Source organism: Falsiroseomonas sp. (assembly GCF_030695085.1).
Lineage (GTDB): Bacteria > Pseudomonadota > Alphaproteobacteria > Acetobacterales > Acetobacteraceae > Falsiroseomonas.
The window spans coordinates 1-16815 of the sequence record NZ_JAUYTS010000045.1 but is presented as its reverse complement, the minus strand read 5'-3'; the positions used below and the strand labels follow the sequence as shown (position 1 = coordinate 16815).

The window sequence follows — 16815 nt, the reverse complement described above, 5'->3', positions numbered from 1 at the left end:
GGGCCTAGGGTGCCGCTTCCAAAGGTCACCGGGGGGATCGATGCAAATCCATTTCGTCGTCCATGATGAGGGCGACAGCGTGGGCGTGGTAGTGGTGGAAGGCCTGAAGGCCGGCACCAGGCTGAATGGCTGGATCATGGACCAGGACAAGATGATGGAGTTCGACGCCAAGTCGGACATCCCGATCGGTCACAAGCTGGCCATCCGGTCCATCGCCAAGGGCGACACCATCATGAAGTACGGCACGGATATCGGCCGCGCGGTGGCCGATATCGGCGCCGGCGAGCATCTGCACGTGCACAACGTCAAGACCAAGCGCTGGTAAGGGAACGCATCCGATGGGCCTGAACCTGAGAGATGCCAGCTTCGAAGGCTGGCGGCGCGAGAATGGCCGGATGGGCGTGCGCAACCACGTCATCATCCTGCCGGTGGACGACCTGTCCAATGCCGCGGCGGAAGCCGTCGCCAACAACATCAAGGGCGCGCTGGCGATTCCGCACGCCTATGGCCGCCTGCAGTTCGGCGCCGACCTGGAATTGCATTTCCGCACCCTGATCGGCACCGGCACCAACCCGAATGTCGCGGGCGTCATCGTCATCGGCATCGAGCCCGGCTGGACCGGCAAGATCGTCGAGGGCATCGCCAAGTCGGGCAAGCCGGTGGAGGGTTTCGCCATCGAGCAGAATGGCGATATCAACACCATCGCCAGCGCATCGCGCGCCGCCTACCGGCTGGTGAAGCACGCTTCGAAACTGAAGAAGACCAAGGCGCCGCTGGTGGAGCTCTGGGTCTCGACCAAGTGTGGCGAAAGCGACACCACTTCGGGCCTCGCTTCCTGCCCGACGGTCGGCAATTCCTATGACAAGCTCTGGGCCAACGGCAACACGCTGGTCTTCGGCGAGACCACGGAGCTGACCGGCGGCGAGCATCTGGTGGCAGCGCGCTGCAAGACGCCGGAGATCCGGGCGCAGTTCCAGGCGATGTTCGACCGCTACCAGCGCGTGGTGGAGGTGAACAAGACCAGCGACCTGTCGGACAGCCAGCCGACCAAGGGCAACATCGAGGGTGGGCTGACCACCATCGAGGAAAAGGCGCTCGGCAACATCACCAAGATCGGCAAGAAGTGCACGGTCGATGGCGTGCTGGACAAGGCCGAGGTGCCGACCCATGCCGGGCTCTGGTTCATGGACAGCTCCTCCGCCGCCGCCGAGATGGTGACGCTCTGCGCAGCCTCCGGCTTCGCGGTGCACACCTTCCCGACCGGCCAGGGCAATGTCATCGGCAACCCGATCCTGCCGGTGATCAAGCTGACCGCGAACCCGCGCACCCAGCGCACCATGTCCGAGCATATCGACGTCGATGTGACCGGCCTGCTGCAGAAGCAGATGAACATGGATGAGGCCGGGGAGGCGCTGCTGGACTGCATCCTGCGCACCGCCGATGGCGAGCTGACGGCGGCCGAATTGCTCGGCCACCGCGAATTCAGCCTGACGCGGCTTTACGAAAGCGCCTGAGCCTTCCGGCGCCGGGCCTTGGCCCGGCGCCGAAGCGCGGAGATGAGCAAACGCCGTGACCCCGGCCATCTTCGCCGACCTGCAGCACCGCCACGCGGAACCGCATCGCGCGCATCATGACTGGGCGCGCATCTCCGCCATGCTGGCCATGGCGGAGGAGATCTCCCACGCGCTGTCGGACAAGCCGGCCTTCATCCTGGCCATCCTGTTCCACACCGCCGTCTTCGACCGTGCCAACCCGGAGGCCGAGGCGCAGAGCATCCGCGTGCTGCACCGCCATCTCGGCCGCGCCCTGCCGCGCCACATGCTGGCGCGGGCGGAGGCGCTGATCCACGCCGTTCTGCGCCAGGAACCGCCCGACACGGAAGACCCCGGCCTACGCGCCGATGCCGCCCTGCTGCTCGACATGGACCAGGCGGTGCTGGGCGAGACGCCCGCGCGCTTTGCCGCCTTCGAGGCCGCGAACCGCCGCGAATACGCGCATCTGCCGGATGATCGCTACCGCGCCGGCCGCATCGCGGCGCTTCAGATGCTGCTGTGGCGCGACCGCATCTACCACACCGACCGCTTCTACCTGGAGCGGGAGAAGCAGGCGCGGCGCAACATCCAGGCCGCGCTGGACAAGCTCGAAGGGCGCTGACGCCCGACCGCCGCTTCTGCGGCGAGCCCAGGCTGCGGCGCGGCCGCCCGGCACCTCACGGCATCAATGAAAAATGAACACCGGGCAGCGGGCGCGTTGCAGCAGGGCGTGGGTGGCGCTGCCGGTAAGGAAGCGGCGCAGGCCGCTTTCCTCGAAGGACCCCACCACCAGCATCCGCGCCTGCAGCGCATCCGCCTCCGCCAGCAGCAGATCGGCCGGGTGGTCGCCGACCATGGCGAGCGGCGTCGCCTCCAGCCCATGATGGCGCAGGTAGAGGCAGGCCTCCTCCGCCATGGCCAGCGCGGCCTCCCGCGTATCGGCAGCGGAGGCGACGCGCACCGGCGCGCCCTCGGCCAGGCCGAGCAGGGCAAAAAGCTGCAGGGTCGCCATGACGGGGATGGACGCATCATAGCCCACCAGCACCGGACCCTCGGCCCGCACCGGCTCCGGCGGCACCACCAGCAGCGGGCGAGCGCCGTCCAGCAGCAGGCGCTCGATCACCGGGGCGACGCCATCCTGCGTCTCCTCCAGGCCCAACGTGCTATCGCGGCCGATCACCAGCAGGTCATGCGTCGCGCCGGCGCGTAGCAGGGCGGGCTCCGGCGCGTCCTCCAGCTGCAGTTCGGCATAGGGGTGGCCGGCGGCAACGGCGGCGCAGGCGGCCAGCGCCATCTGCGCTTCCTCCTGCGCCCGCTGCACCCGCGCGGCGTCGCGCCGCGCCTTGAAGGCGGCGCCGCCGAGCGGCACGGGCTCATACACGCTTTCGGTATGCGGGCGGTCCAGCACCACCGCGACGGTCAGCGCGGCGCCGCTGCGGCGCGACAGCGCAATCGCGGCATCCCGCGCCGCCCTGGCCCCGGGCGTGTCATCCAAAGCGACCAGAATGCTGCGCAGCATCGGCAATCCTCCTGCGCCAACACTCTAGCGCAGGCGCGGGCCGTGCGGCAGCCGGGGGCGTGCGATCAGTGGCAGGCGGCGCAGCTGCGCGTCGCCAGGCGGCCGACCTCGCCGGGGGCCTGCATGCCCTGCACCAGCAGCCAATGCCCGCCCAGCGCGATACCCGCCACCACCACCAGCAGCCCGATCAGCCTGAGCATGGCCATGCCCCCGATTGAAGCGGCACAGGCTACGCGCGCCGCGTCGCGCCCGGCCAGTTCCGACAGCGGGAAGCGTCAGCGCGGGCGCAGCGCCAGGAAGGCAAGCGAGCACACGAACAGCCCCACCGCGAAGGTGGCCAGCGCCGCGGCCGGCCCACCCCAGCCGGCCATCACCCCCGACAGCGCCTGGAACACCGCGGCGCCCAGGAAGAAGAACAGATTGGCCGCCGACAGCGCCCGCCCCGCCTGCTGCGGCGGCACGGCCGATCGCACGATGGAGAAGGCCAGCACCTGGAAGGAGATGATCGCCCCGAAGGCAACCAGCAGCGCCGCATCCCAGGCCACCGGCAGCATCGGCCGCCCCATCGCCTCGGCCAGCCAGCCGCCCGGCCCGCCGCCGATGATCAGCAGGATGAAGCCGGCACATAGCAGGTGGCTGCCGGCCAGCAGCGCCCGCGCATGGCCGATGCGGCGCAGCACCAGCCCGGCCAGCAGCGGCCCGATGGTCAGCGCCACGGTGCAGGCCAGCAGAACGTTGCCGGCGGCGACGCGGTCCAGCCCCTTGCCCTCCATCAGCCAGGGCCCGCCCCACAATCCGCGCAGCCCGAGCACGGCGGCGAAGGAGGCGAAGACGAAGACCATCACGCCGCGCAGCGCAGGCTGGGCCGCCATGCGCGCCACATCGCGCACATCCTCCGCCAGGCTGCGCGGCGGCTGCGCTTCGGGGCGGTCCCGCGGCACCAGCAGCGCCACCAGCGGCAGGGCCAGCGCCGCGATGCCGGCGCAGGCCCAGAAGCCGGCGCGCCAATCCACCGCCTCCACCAGCAAGGCGAGCGGGCTGGCCGAGAGCAGCATGCCGGTATTGCCGACCGCCTGGATCACCCCGGACCACACCGCGAAGCGGGCGGTGGAAAGCCCCCGCGCGGCGAAGGTGATCGGGCACATCAGCATCCCCGAACACCCCGCCCCCAGCACCACCTGCGCCAGCAGCATGGACCACGGCCCGGTGGCGACCGCGCCGAGCACCGCGCCAAAGCCCGCCACCACCAGCAGGCCGAGCGCCACGCGCTGCACACCGAAGCGATCGAGTGCGATGCCGACCGGGATCATCACCGCGGCGAAGGCCAGCGGGAAGGCGCCGGTGATCTGCGCCAGCGCCTCGGCGCTCAGGCCGAGGTCGCGCATCAGCACATCGGCCGCCATGGCGGGGATCGTCCGCACGGCGTTGGAGAAGATGTGGCCGAGGCACAGCACCAGGATCGGCAGCGCCATCCCGGCCTGGGCGGGACTCATGTCTTCAATTCCGGAACATTTTCCCCGGGTTCATGATGCCCTTCGGGTCCAGCGTCACCTTCAGGCTGCGCATCACGGCCAGTGCCTCCGCGCCATGTTCCGTCTCCAGGAATTCCCGCTTGCCTAGGCCGATGCCGTGTTCGCCGGAACAGGTGCCACCCAGGGACAGGCCCCGCGCCACCACGCGCCGGTCCATGTCCCAGGCGCCTTCCAGCCCCTTCGGATCCTCCGGATCGTAGAGGATCATCTGGTGAAAGTTGCCATCGCCGACATGGCCGACGATGCAGGTGGTGTGGCCGCGTTCGGTGGCTTCCTGCTTGGCGCCGACCAGCGCCTCCGCCAGCCGGGAGATCGGCACGCAGACATCGGTGGTCAGCGCGCGGCGGCCCGGCTTCCAGGCAATGCCGGCCCAGTAGCTGTCATGCCGCGCCTTCCACAGCTTTGTGCGTTCGGCGGGGTCGGTCGCCCAGCGGAAGCCGCTGCCGCCATGCTCCGTGGTGATCGCCTCGACCATCTCGGCCTGCTCCTTCACGCCCGCCTCGGTGCCGTGGAATTCCAGGAACAGGGTGGTGAGCGGTGCAAAACCCTCCAGCTTCGAGAAGGCGATGGAGGCGGCCATCATGTCATCGTCCAGCAGCTCGATCCGCGCCACGGGAATGCCGAGCTGCATGACCTGGATGGTGCTTTCCACCGCGCCGGCCAGGGTCGGGAATTGCACCACGGCGGAGCTCATCGCCTCCGGAATGCCGGTCAGCCGCAGCCGCACCTTGGTGACGACACCGAGCGTGCCCTCGCTGCCGATGAACAGGCGCGTCAGGTCGTAGCCATTGGCGGCCTTGCGGGTGCGGCCGCCGGTGTTGATGACGCGGCCATCGGCCAGCACCACCTCCAGCCCCAGCACATTCTCCCGCATCGTGCCGTAGCGCACGGCGTTGGTGCCGGAAGCGCGCGTCGCGACCATGCCGCCCAGCGTGCAATGGCTGCCGGGATCGACCGGGAAGAACAGGCCCTTGTCGCGCAGGAACTCGTTGAGTTGCTGGCGCGTCACGCCCGGCTGCAGCAGGCAGTCCATGTCCTGCTCGTTCACTTCCAGCACGGACGTCATGCGCGACAGATCCAGGCTGATGCCGGCGCGCACCGGGTTCACATGGCCTTCCAGGCTGGTGCCGGCGCCGAAGGGCACCACGGGCACGGCATGCTGGTGGCACAGCGCCAGAAGTTGGCTGACCTCCTCCGTCGTCGCCACGAAGGCCACCGCATCCGGCAGCGTCGGCGTGGAGCTGTCCTCGCCATGGCTGTGCTGCTCGCGCAGCGCCGCATTGGTGGTGATGCGATCGCCCAGGAACTGGCTGGCCGCGGCGATGACGGCATCGACCGGACGGGGGAAGACCGGGCGGGGGGAGATGGTGTTCATGCGGCTCCGGCGGGTTGGGCTTGGTGCCCCGATCCAGACTGCCATGGCCGGGGAGCCTCCGCAAAGCGCGCCGGGGCCGGGCGCTCGCGCATTCGTGGCCTGGCCGATGCAACTTGCGGCGCCGCCCTGTCTTCCACCGGGACAGATGAGCGGAAGATGGACGAATTCTGTCCAGATGTTCATCGTATGAGTTGCCTGCCCTGGCCGCAGGCCGCCTCGGCGATGCGGGGCGCTCCAGACCCGCGCAACGACTGCAACGGAAAACAGGAGAAGCCGCGCGTGAACATCGTGCTGAAAAACGACACCCCTGATGCGTCATCCGGCACCGACACCATCGAGGCCTTCGAGCAGCTCTATGACCCCGCGACCGGTGGCTGGTACATGCCCGAATGGATGGACCGGCCGTTCGACGCCTCCCAGGTCGAGGAATGGCGCGCCACCAGGCCGCTCTGGTATTCGCCGGTGGAGCGTGAGGTGGGCCAGTTCTATCGCGCCCTGACCGCGATGCTGCGCCCGCGAACGGTGCTGGAGACCGGGACCAATGCCGGCTACTCGGCCGCCTGCATCGCCCGCGGGCTGGCCGATGCGGGCGGCACCGGCCGGCTGGTCACGGTGGACCTGCGCGATACGCCGCACATCTTCCGCGGCACCGCGCTGGAAAAGCTGATCCGTTTCGTCAACGCACATTCGCTGTATGTCGGCACGGATACGCTGCTGCAGGCGGCCGGCGATGCCACGCAGTTCGACATGCTGGTGCTGGATGCGGACCATCGCTACGGGTCCCTGGTCGGTGAGATCAACCGCTTCGCGCCGCTGCTCCCGCTTGGCGGCATCATGGTTCTGCACGACACCATGGTCTATGACGGGCTCGGCCTGGTGGTGCGCGACCTGGTCGCCTCCGGCGCGTTCGAGGTGGTGAACCTGCCGACACCGCGCACCCACGGCAACCCGCGCGGCCGCCGGCCCGGCATCACCGTGGCGCGCAAGAAGCTGGTGGTGCCACCCGGTTTCCTGGTCGCCAATCCGGCGCTGCTGGAGGTCGAGACCAACCTTCCCGGCCGCACCAGCGACGATCCGCCGCTGATCTGAACCTGCCCGCCAAACGCGGGTGGCCGCGTTGACGCCTCGCGCCCCCGGGCCTAGCGTTCAGTCATCATACAACCACCCGCGGGGGGAACGGATAAAATGGCAAACGGCGTCAAGGCGGCCTGGGCAGCAGGCAAGCCGGTGGTGAATGGGTGGCTTGCCATCCCGAGTGGCTTCACCGCCGAAGTGATGGCCCTGGCCGGCTGGGACAGCCTGACGGTGGATATCCAGCACGGCCTGCAGGACTACATGTCCATGGTCGCCTGCTTCCAGGGCATGCAGCCGCATGGCGTGACGCCGATGGTGCGCGTGCCGTGGAACGAGCCGGGCATCATCGGCAAGGTGCTGGATGGTGGGGCCAAGGGCGTGATCTGCCCGATGGTGAACACCGAGGCCGAGGCGCGCGCGCTGGTGTCCTACTGCCGCTATCCGAACAAGGGCACGCGCAGCTTCGGCCCGATCCGGTCCGGCATGTACGGCGCCGCGGCGGACACCAATGCGGCGAATGAGGACGTGCTGGTGATCCCGATGATCGAGACCAAGACGGCGGTCGACAATCTGGAAGCCATCGTCAATGTGCCCGGCGTGGACGCCATCTATATCGGCCCGTCCGACCTCAGCCTGTCGCTCGGCATGGCGCCGCTGCAGGACCGGCAGGAGCCGGAATTCCTCGCCGTGCTGGACAAGATCCGCAACACCGCCCAGGCGGCGGGCGTGAAGGTGGGCATCCACACCATGACGGGTGCCTATTCCAAGCAGATGTTCGAGCGGGGCTTCAACCTGGCGACCATCATGAACGACAGCGGCCTGATGCTGACCGCGGCCAAGGCGCAGGTCGCCATCGCGCGGGGCTGATTTCTGGTTACGGGGACGGGGGTTTCGGCCCCTGTCCCTGGCGGCTTCCTCCTTGCTGACGCGTCAGCCTGGCGCATCTGGCACCTGGTGGATCGATACAAGGATCCAGCGGAGACCTGAATGCGGATTGATGCCGTTTGTAGCGGCTTCGACCGGGCGGAGGACCAACATCATGCAGTCCAAAGACCCGCTGGCGCACTGGCAATCCACCTATGCTGCAAAGGGCGAGGACGAGGTCAGCTGGTTCCAGGACAACCCGCAGCCATCGCTGGCCCTGATTGAGGAAATCGCCACGCCGTCGTCCGCCGTCATCGACATTGGCGCCGGTGCCTCGCGCCTGGCCGACGCCTTGCTGCAACGGGGCTTCAGTGACCTGACGGTCCTGGACCTTTCATCCTCGGCTCTGGCGGCGGCCAAGGCACGGATCGGCGATTCGGGCGACCAGATCAAATGGATCGTGGCAGACGTCACCACCTGGGAGCCAACGCGGACCTATGATGTTTGGCACGACCGTGCGGCGTTCCACTTCCTCATCACCGAGCCCGACCGCAAGGCCTATCTCGCTCGACTGGAGCGGGCCCTCAAGCCCGGCGGCCACGCCATCATCGCGACCTTTGCTCTGGACGGGCCGGAGCGGTGCAGCGGTCTTCCAGTGATGCGCTATGATGCCGACAGCCTCGCCCGGACGCTTGGCGCGGCGTTCCTGTCGGTGGGTGCCCGGCGGCACGATCACGTCACGCCCTGGGGCACATCACAGGCGTTCCAGTTCGGCGTCTTCCGGTACGGGCCTTAGCCAGCGGCTTGATGCCCGATGCATGGCTGAATGTCTGAGCACGGCTTCAATCTGCCAAAGCCCCTCCCCCGCTTGCACGGGGGAGGGTTGTGCGCTCAGCCGTAGGGCGTGCCCTGCGTGTTCACATACAGGCTATACAGCGACTTGCTCGCCGGCATGAACAGCCGGTTCCGGAAGCGCCCACCGAAGGCGACATTGGCGCAGCGTTCCGGCAGGCGGATATGGCCGATCGGCGCGCCATCCTTGTTGATCACCCGCACGCCATCCAGCTCCGGCGTGCCCATGCCCCAGCCGCACCACAGATTGCCATCGACATCGACGCGGAAGCCATCCGGCGTCTCACCCTCCCGGCACTGGTAGAAGGTGCGGCTGTTGGACAGGCGTCCGTCATCGCCGACATCGAAGGCGCGTATGACGCGCGGCGTTACCGCCGCCTCCACCACATACAGGATGCGTTCATCCGGTGAGAAAGCCAGGCCGTTGGGCCGGCCGACATCGCCGGTGGCGACGCTGATCTGCCCATCCGGGGCCACGCGATAAAGGTTGGTCGGCAGCTCCGGCTCCGCCCGCTCACCCTCGTAGAAGCCGAGGATGCCGAAGGGCGGATCGGTGAACCAGATCGAGCCGTCGGACTTCACCACGATGTCGTTCGGGCTGTTCAGCCGCTTGCCGTCGTAGCGGTCGGCGATGACGGTGATGCGGCCATCGGGTTCGGTGCGCGTCACGCGCCGGGTCAGATGCTCGCAGGTCAGCAGGCGGCCCTGGCGGTCGCGCGTATTGCCGTTGCTGTTGTTGGACGGCTCGCGGAACGTATCCACCCGGCCGGTCGTCTCGCTCCAGCGCAGCATCTTGTTGGAGGGGATGTCGGACCAGATCAGGCAGCGCTGGTCACCGAGCCAGACCGGCCCCTCGCTCCAGCGGAAGCCGGTGGCCAGGCGTTCCACCGCGGCGAGCACCAGGCGGTAGCGGTTGAAGGAGGGGTCGAGCACCTCGATCGCCGGATCGGGGTAGCGTCCGGGCGCCTCGCGTTGCGCGAAGGCGGGCGTGGCGAGCACGGCCCCGGCGGCGCCCAGCAGGGCGCGGCGGCTGGCATGCATGATTTCGGTTTCCTTCCCTTTGCCGCCAGCCTCTGCGGGCCGGCCGGAAAGGCTGGCATGGTCGCGCGCGATGGGACCACCCCGGCGCGGTGCCGCGGCCCCGCAACGTCGCGTGATGGCGCATACCAAGATCCGCGGCATGCGACCTGCGCCCGCGGGTGCGGGCGTAAATCCTTTGCACTCAACTCTCGTTTGGCGAAGCTGGTTCTGCGCTGAGGGATTGCGCTGGCAGCAGCCGTTGCAGTTCTTCGCGCAGCGCCGCGATATCGGCGCGCAGGTCCGAGATCTCGCGGGCGCCGGCAACCTCTCCATCTGGTGCCGCCGCATCCTGCCCGATGAAGAAGGTGGCGAAGCTGGCGGTGATGTAGCCGAAGACCGCCAGGCCGTAGAGGGACAGAAGCAGCGCGAGGAGCCGGCCTTCGGACGTCTCTGGCCAGAAGCCCGAGCCCATGGTCGAGACCAACATCGCCGTCCACCACAGCGCATCGCCGTAGCTTGAAAATCCGCCGTTGATTTCACCCGCGGGTTCGAAGGCCAGCATCCCCCCGCCGCCGAGCAGGATGACGACGCCGGTCGTGGCGAGCACATAGCCGAGCCCCCGCCGGTCGAAGCTTTTGCGCAGCGCGTTCAGGCCGCGATTGGCCGTGCCGACGATCCTGACGAGCCGCAGCCCGCGGCCGAGCCGCAGGAAGCGCAGCACGCGAAGGAACCGGAATGCCGGCGCGGCCAACGCGATGATGGTGATAGGATTGCGCCGCAGGAACCGCATCTTCTGCGGCGCGAGCGCGAAACGCAGCACGAATTCCAGGATGAAGATGATCCAGATGATCGTGCCCAGCAGTTCGAACAGGCCCGAGGTGGTCCAGATCAATTCGACCAGAACCAGGCTCAGCCAGATGAAGGACAGCACCAGCATCGGTCGCTCGAGCCAGTCTTCCATCTGGCCCAGGACCTGCCAGCGTTCCTGTTCGGTTTCAGGCCCATCGACCTGCGGATCGGGGTCTTGCGTCATGGGCCTCTCCCTTTCCCGGTATAAGAAGCCCCATCCTGAATCGTTGATCCGAAAGCCTCGCAACACATGGTGCGCCGCGCGAATTCCCCGGGGCGGCGCTTCCATGCACGTTGCGTGATGACCGTCGGGAGGTGTCTCAGCTGCGCAGCAATTCCTCCACCATCGCCCGCGTCGGCGTCGCGCCATCGCGTGCCCGCAGGCCGCCAGCGGCGGAGGCGAAGCGCATGGCCTGCGCCACGCTCTGGCGCTCCGCCATCGCCAGCGCATAGGCGCCGTGGAACACATCGCCGGCGCCGGTGGTGTTGGTGGCCTGGACGCGGAAGGCGGGGGTGATGCGGGGTTCGGGGTCCTCCGCCGTCAGCCACAGCGTGCCCTTCTCCCCGCGCGTCACGGCGGCGGCGCGGCAGCCATCGGCAATCGCCTTCCGCAGCCCCTCCACCGGCCGCGCGCCCGGGGCGTAGTTGGCCAGGCCGGGTTCGGAGAACACCGCATGGTCGCAGCGCGGCACCAGATCCAGCAGCAGGCGGGTCTCGCTTTTCTCGCCATCGATCACGCTCGGCACGCCGCGGGCGCGGGCATAATCCAGCGCCCGGGCGCTGCCCTCCGGCCAGCGCGGATCGCACAGGAAGGCCTGCGCCTTATCCAGCAGATGCAGCGGCAGCCAGTGCGGATCGATGCCGAGGTTGTCGCCGCGATAGGAATAAATGCTACGTTCCCCAACCGGGTCCACCAGCACGGCGGAAACCGGTGTCCGCGCCTCCGGCGCCACATGGCAGTGGGAGACATCGACCCCCTGCGCGCCCAGTGCTTCCAGCAGCGGTGGGCCGTTCAGGTCATCCCCGACGCGCCCCCAGAAGATGCAGCGCCCGCCGAGGCGCGCCACGCCGACGGAGGCATTGGCCGCCAACCCGCCCGCGCCCAGGCTGTAGCCGGTGGCGCGGTTCTTCGACGGCGGCTGCACGATATCCTGCACGAGGAAAGTGTGGTCCATGACAACACTGCCGAGGCAGACGACAATTGGTCGGAGATCAGGCTCGTTCATGCCACCCAGGGTTCCATCAGCGGGCAGGTTTCGCCAAGCGAAGATTGCTGCACCGCCCAATCTTCCGCCCCAAGTCCTTCCCGAATGGTTGCAGGCCCGCATCCTGCATCTGGGGCCGGAGCTGCTGGTGCTGGACAAACCGGCCGGGATGCCCGTCTCCGCCCGGCAGGGGGAGACGCTGGAGAATTGGCTGCCGGCGTTGCGCCTGGGGAAGAAGCGCCTGCCGCAGCCGGCGCACCGGCTGGATACGGATACCGCCGGCTGCCTGGTGCTGGGCCGCACCGCGCCGATGCTGGCGCGGCTGAATGCCCTGTTCGCGGCGCGGCAGGTGGGCAAGGCCTATTGGGCCGTGGTCCGCGGCGGCCCGGCGGGCGAATCGGGCATGGTGGAGGCGCCACTGGCCAAGATCAGCAGCGCCGCGCGCGGCTGGCGGATGCAGGTGGATGCGAAGGGCGATCCGGCCCGCAGCGCCTGGCGGGTGCTCGGGCGAGGGGCGGGGCTCACCTGGCTGGAACTGGTGCCGGAAACCGGGCGGACGCATCAGCTGCGGGTGCATTGCGCGCATCTCGGCTGCCCGATCCTGGGCGATGCGATGTATGGCGGCGGCGATGCGGGGGGGCTGCACCTGCTGGCGCGGTCCCTGACCCTGCCGCTGGACCCGGCGCTGCATGTGGAGGCGCCGGTGCCCGACCACATGCGGGCGGCGATCGCGGGCCTCAGCGCACCCGCAGCTCCGCCCCCGCCGCCACCCCATCCGCATCCAGCACGGTGACCCGGTAGAAGCCGGGTCCCGGCGGCACCCAGGCGGCCTCGCGCCGCGCCCGGTGATGCGCCAGCGGCGCGCCATCCACCAGGAAGACCAGCGGGCGGCGCCCCCCGGCGGCGCGCAGCGTGATGGGTCCGCCCTCCGCCAGCACCGCGCCCGGCATGGGAAAGACCAGCCGCAGCCGGTCCGCGGCCTCGGCGAAGGGGCGGGGCGTCGGGCGCACGGCCAGGGGCTGGCGCGGCGCGGCGGGCAGCCGCGCAAAAAGGGCGGCCAGCGCCGGCAGCGCCGCGCCGCGCCCGGTGAGGCCCGGAACCGGCGTGCCATCCGGCCGGCCCACCCAGACCCCGGCGACATGCCGCGCATCCAGCCCCAACGCCCAGCCATCCCGCCCGCCCCAGGATGTGCCGGTCTTCCACGCCACCCCCTGCGGCCCGCCGCCCGGGAAGGGATTCACCAGGATTCCGGCCACCGCCGCCGCGGCGCGCGGCAGCACGATTTCAGGCCGCGTGGCCGGCGGGCCCGGCACCGCCACCAGCGGCGCGGCGCGGCCGGCATCGCCCAGCAGCGCATAGAGCGCGACCAGCTCCCGCAGCGTGGTCCCGGCCCCGCCGAGCGCCAGCGGCAGGGATGGCTCCGCCCCCGGCGCCAGCCGCGGCGGACTACCGGCCAGCTTCAAGGCGGTGGCGTAGCGCAGCACGCCCAGCTCGCTCAGCAGCACCACGGCCGGCAGGTTCAGCGATTGGCGCAGCGCATCGGCGGCGGTGATGCGGCCGGCGAAATCGCGCGAGAAATTCTCCGGCGCATAGCTGCCGAAGCGGAAGGGCAAATCCGCCACCAGTGTTTCGGGCCGCGCCACGCCCGCCTCGAAGGCCAGCGCGTACAGGAAGGGCTTCTGGGCTGAGCCGGGGGAGCGGATGGCGCGGGTCAGATCCAGCATCCCCGCGCGGGTCTCCACACCGAAACTGCCACCGACCAGGGCACGGATTTCGCGCGTCTCGATCTCCGCCACCAGCATCGCCATGGCGGCGTGGTCGGACAGCGCAAGCAGGCGGTCCTCGGCCAAGGCCTCCGCCGCGCGTTGCAGATCCCGGTCCAGCGTGGTGGCGATGCGCGCACCCGGCGCGGCATCGCGGGCCAGTTGGCGGGACAGGTGCGGCGCCAGGCGGGGCATCGGGTGGCGTGCCGTGGGCACCGGGGTGTCCAGCGCCAGATCGCGCTCCGCCGCGCTGACCTGGCCGGCGCCGGGGGCGCGCTGGCGCAGCATGGCATCCCGCGCCGCGCGCGCAGCCCCTGGGTGCCGGTCCGGCCGCAACGCCTCCGGCCGCCGGGCCAGCGCCACCAGCAGCGCGGATTCGGCCGCATCGAGCTGGCCGGGCGGGCGGCCGAACCAGGCGAAGGCGCCGGCGCGCAGCCCCTCCAGATTGCCGCCTTGGGGCGCGAGGGTGAGCCAGATGGCGAGGATCTCGTCCTTGCTGAAGCGCGCCTCCAATTGCAGGGCGCGCAGCATTTCCAGGGCCTTGCTGCGGAGGGTGCGCGGGCGGGGCTCCAGCAGGCGGGCCGCCTGCATGGTCAGCGTCGAACCGCCGGAAACCACCCGCCCGGCGCGGAGCCACTGGAAGGCGGCGCGGGCCAGCGCCAGCGGATCGACACCCGGATGCCAGCGGAACCGCGCATCCTCCGCGGCGACCAGCATGGCGAGGAGATGCGGCGGCACATCGGCCGCAGCGGTCGGCAAGCGCCAGATGCCGCCCGGGGCCGGCAGGATGGACAGGGTGCGGCCGTGGCGGTCCAGAACCTCCACCCCGGCCTGGAGGCGGGAGAGGTCCGGCGGCAGGGCGCGGTCGAGGGCGACGACAGCGAGCGCCAAGGCTGCGGCAGCCAATACAAGGCGCCTCCCTCGCCCCCCTCGGGGGGGGGAGGGAGGGCTTTCAGCCCCCGCCCCCATCACTCGCCCGGCAGCACCGTGATGCGCGCCGCGTTCTGCCGCGCGAAGATGCCGGGCCGGTACATGTCCTGCGCCTCCATCCCCGGCAGTTCGAAGCTGCCCGCCGTCACCGCCCGCACCCGCACGGCAAAGCGCGCCAGCGGGCGTTCCGGGGTCAGTTCCAGCGCGGCGGCGTAGCGGTCATCCCGCGCCGGCTGCGCGTCCGGTTCGGTCAGCGTGCCGAGCCAGGGCATGCCCTGCACCTCACCCGGGCCGAGCCGCCCGGCAATCTCCCAACCCGCGGGCAGGCCCTGGATCACCATGGCCAAATGGCGTTCGTTGCTGGTGGCGCGCGCCTCCATCAGCAGCACGAAGCCGGTGCCGGCGCGCAGCGTGTCGAGGTTCAGCGGCTGGCCATCCAGCGCGAAGAAGCGCCGCGCCACCCGCATGCCCTGGCTGGCCGCCGGCAGCGGGGAGGTCGGCACCCCGGCGATGGACACCGCCTGCACCACCGGCGCATCGCCGCGGTTGCGCGCCTCGCCGGCCGCCATCAGCGGCACGGTCACCACCGGGGCCACCGGCAGATCCCGGCCATCCAGCGTGATCCGCGCCGGGCGGCCATCGCGGCCCAGCACGAAGGCGGCGGCGACCGCCCAGGCCTGTTCCTGGGTGTTGCTGACGGCCGGGGTGAACTCCGCCCCCGGCAGGCGGGCGAGCAGCGCCGGCAGCTGGTCCTGCGCCACGCCGGATTCGCGCAGCAGCAGGGCGGTGGCCAGCGCATCCCGCGCCGCGCTGCCGAAATCACCGTACCAGACCTGGCGCGCCGGGCTGGCGAGGCTGGCGGCGAAGATCGCCTGCGCCCGGTCCCGGTCACCGGCCCGCGCGAAGGCGCTGGCGAGCTGCGCCTTGGCCAGCGGCGTCGGCAGTTGATCCAGCTGTTCCGCCAGCCGCCGGGCGGCACCCAGCCGGTTGCGCCCGGCCAGCGCGAGCACATGCACGCGATAGGCCTGGGCGGCGAGATACTCCGGCGAATCGCCGCTGCTCTCCAGATCATCCTCCGCCGCCTGCAACGCCGCATCCAGCGCCGCTTCCGGCACCGGGGCGCCATTGGCGCGCGCCCGCAGCAGCGCCTCGGTGGCATAAAGGCTGGCCCAGTTCTGGACATTGCCCTCCGCGCTCCAATAGCCGAAGCGGCCGGAATAGGTCTGCCGGTCGAGCACGGAGGAGATCGCCTGGCCGAGCAGCGCCGCATCCTCCTGCGCCGTATCCGGATTGGCCGGGGCATAGGACAGCGCCAGCAGGCGGGACCCGGCCTGTTCCACGCAATCCAGCGGGAAGCGGCGCAGACCGGCCAGCAACGCCTGCGGATCGTAGCGCACCGGCGCGCCCCAGCTGGCCGTGGCCCGCCAACTGCCGCCCAGAAAGCGGGAAGACGGCAGCGGCACGGGCGCGGTGGCGCCCGGCGCGAGGGTGCTGATGGCGACCTCGCTGATGGCGGGGCGGGAGGAGCGGACGGTGATCTCCGCCTCCCTTTCCGTGCGGAAGCCGCCCGGGCCGGTGACGGCCAGGCGCAGCGTGCCCTGCCCGACCGTGACGCCGCGCAGGCTGGTGGCCGGCACGGCGCGCGCCCCGGCGGCGAGCTTGACGTCCAGCGTCGCCGGTCCGGCCAGCGCGATGGCGCCCGTGGCGGTCAGCGTGGCGCGGAAATCGCCGGCCGGCAGTTCCACATTGTGCAGCAGCACGGGCAGCCGCACCTCATCGCCCGGCGCCAGGAAGCGCGGCAGCAGCGCCTCCGCCACTGCCTGTTCGCGGATCGTCATCGGCCGGGCGGCCGCGCCGATGCGGGCACCGTCCCAGGCCACCACCATCAGCCGCACCTCGCCGGCGAAATCCGGCAGGTCGAGCGGGATGGTCGCCGTGCCATCGGCGGCCACCGCGACCGGCCCCTGGAACAGCGCCACCACGCGCTGCGGCACCTGCAGCAGCGCGCCGTCCTCCATGCCGTCGCCGCCCTGGCGCAGCACCGCGGCCTCACCCTCGGCCGGGGCTATCAGCCGGCCGTAATCATCGCGGATATCGAGGCCCAGCCGGCGCCGCGCCAGGAAATGCGCCACCGGGTCGGGCGAGGCGAAGTTGGTGATGCGCAAAATGCCCTCATCCACCGCCGCCAGCGTCACCATGGCGGTGGCGCCCGCACCGGCGATCCGCAGCGGCACCTCGATGCGCGTGCGCGGCCGGGCCAGCGGCGGGGCTTCGATCGCCACCTCCAGCCGCCGCGCCGC

Annotated in this window: 16 protein-coding genes; 7 read left to right on the top strand and 9 right to left on the bottom strand. The window is 70.4% G+C overall.

Annotated elements, in window-relative coordinates:
* Window positions 1-40 precede the first annotated feature (40 nt).
* From Q8S40_RS05085 to Q8S40_RS05075, 3 genes are read left to right on the top strand one after another with little or no spacing between them, the layout of a single operon-like run.
* A complete protein-coding gene (locus Q8S40_RS05085; protein WP_304813427.1) occupies window positions 41-325 on the top strand; it encodes a UxaA family hydrolase in 285 nt (94 codons plus the stop codon).
* A 13-nt stretch (window positions 326-338) separates the two neighbouring features.
* Window positions 339-1514: a UxaA family hydrolase gene (locus Q8S40_RS05080; protein WP_304813425.1), complete on the top strand. Its 1176-nt coding sequence runs from the start codon at window positions 339-341 to the stop codon at window positions 1512-1514.
* A gap of 55 nt (window positions 1515-1569) precedes the next feature.
* On the top strand, window positions 1570-2154 hold the full coding sequence (locus tag Q8S40_RS05075; protein WP_305669533.1) for a hypothetical protein: 585 nt from the start codon (window positions 1570-1572) through the stop codon (window positions 2152-2154).
* 63 nt (window positions 2155-2217) lie between these two features.
* Here the strand turns inward: Q8S40_RS05075 and Q8S40_RS05070 are convergent, their stop codons facing one another.
* The 4 genes from Q8S40_RS05070 to Q8S40_RS05055 form a co-directional block, all read right to left on the bottom strand.
* Window positions 2218-3051, bottom strand: coding sequence for a universal stress protein (locus Q8S40_RS05070; RefSeq protein ID WP_305669532.1), 834 nt, complete (start codon window positions 3049-3051; stop codon window positions 2218-2220).
* A gap of 65 nt (window positions 3052-3116) precedes the next feature.
* Entirely contained in the window at window positions 3117-3251 is a 135-nt protein-coding gene (locus Q8S40_RS05065) for a hypothetical protein (protein ID WP_304813420.1), read from the bottom strand.
* 75 nt (window positions 3252-3326) lie between these two features.
* A complete protein-coding gene (locus Q8S40_RS05060; protein ID WP_305669531.1) occupies window positions 3327-4544 on the bottom strand; it encodes an MFS transporter in 1218 nt (405 codons plus the stop codon).
* 4 nt (window positions 4545-4548) lie between these two features.
* Window positions 4549-5958, bottom strand: coding sequence for an FAD-binding oxidoreductase (locus Q8S40_RS05055; RefSeq protein ID WP_305669530.1), 1410 nt, complete (start codon window positions 5956-5958; stop codon window positions 4549-4551).
* Between the two features lie 279 nt (window positions 5959-6237).
* Here Q8S40_RS05055 and Q8S40_RS05050 point away from each other — a divergent pair, with 279 nt between their 5' ends.
* The 3 genes from Q8S40_RS05050 (at window position 6238) to Q8S40_RS05040 (ending at window position 8692) form a co-directional block, all read left to right on the top strand.
* Window positions 6238-7047, top strand: coding sequence for an O-methyltransferase (locus Q8S40_RS05050; RefSeq protein WP_304813415.1), 810 nt, complete (start codon window positions 6238-6240; stop codon window positions 7045-7047).
* Window positions 7048-7143: 96 nt separating this feature from the next.
* Window positions 7144-7899 carry an HpcH/HpaI aldolase/citrate lyase family protein gene (locus Q8S40_RS05045; protein WP_304813413.1) on the top strand — a complete coding sequence of 252 codons (756 nt, stop codon included), beginning with the start codon at window positions 7144-7146 and terminating at the stop codon, window positions 7897-7899.
* Window positions 7900-8071: 172 nt separating this feature from the next.
* On the top strand, window positions 8072-8692 hold the full coding sequence (locus Q8S40_RS05040; protein WP_305669529.1) for a trans-aconitate 2-methyltransferase: 621 nt from the start codon (window positions 8072-8074) through the stop codon (window positions 8690-8692).
* Window positions 8693-8787: 95 nt separating this feature from the next.
* Here Q8S40_RS05040 and Q8S40_RS05035 read toward each other — a convergent pair whose 3' ends face one another.
* The 3 genes from Q8S40_RS05035 to Q8S40_RS05025 all read right to left on the bottom strand — a co-directional run bounded on the left by Q8S40_RS05035 (window position 8788) and on the right by Q8S40_RS05025 (window position 11843).
* The gene (locus Q8S40_RS05035; RefSeq protein WP_304813410.1) at window positions 8788-9789 is read right to left on the bottom strand and encodes an SMP-30/gluconolactonase/LRE family protein; all 1002 of its coding nucleotides are present in this window, start codon (window positions 9787-9789) and stop codon (window positions 8788-8790) included.
* Window positions 9790-9970: 181 nt separating this feature from the next.
* On the bottom strand, window positions 9971-10906 hold the full coding sequence (locus tag Q8S40_RS05030; protein ID WP_305669528.1) for an ion transporter: 936 nt from the start codon (window positions 10904-10906) through the stop codon (window positions 9971-9973).
* A gap of 31 nt (window positions 10907-10937) precedes the next feature.
* On the bottom strand, window positions 10938-11843 hold the full coding sequence (locus Q8S40_RS05025; protein ID WP_304813408.1) for a PfkB family carbohydrate kinase: 906 nt from the start codon (window positions 11841-11843) through the stop codon (window positions 10938-10940).
* An 88-nt stretch (window positions 11844-11931) separates the two neighbouring features.
* Between Q8S40_RS05025 and Q8S40_RS05020 the strand changes: the two genes are divergently transcribed.
* Window positions 11932-12615 (top strand): RluA family pseudouridine synthase, encoded by a 684-nt coding sequence (locus Q8S40_RS05020; RefSeq protein ID WP_305669527.1) that lies wholly within the window; start codon window positions 11932-11934, stop codon window positions 12613-12615.
* On the opposite strand, the gene pbpC is transcribed toward Q8S40_RS05020, so the two are convergent.
* The gene (gene pbpC, locus Q8S40_RS05015; protein WP_305669526.1) at window positions 12560-14476 is read right to left on the bottom strand and encodes a penicillin-binding protein 1C; all 1917 of its coding nucleotides are present in this window, start codon (window positions 14474-14476) and stop codon (window positions 12560-12562) included. The two genes, Q8S40_RS05020 and pbpC, sit on opposite strands and share 56 nt — an antisense overlap.
* A gap of 77 nt (window positions 14477-14553) precedes the next feature.
* A partial coding sequence (locus Q8S40_RS05010) for an alpha-2-macroglobulin (RefSeq protein ID WP_305669525.1) occupies window positions 14554-16815 on the bottom strand: 2262 nt, incomplete at its 5' end.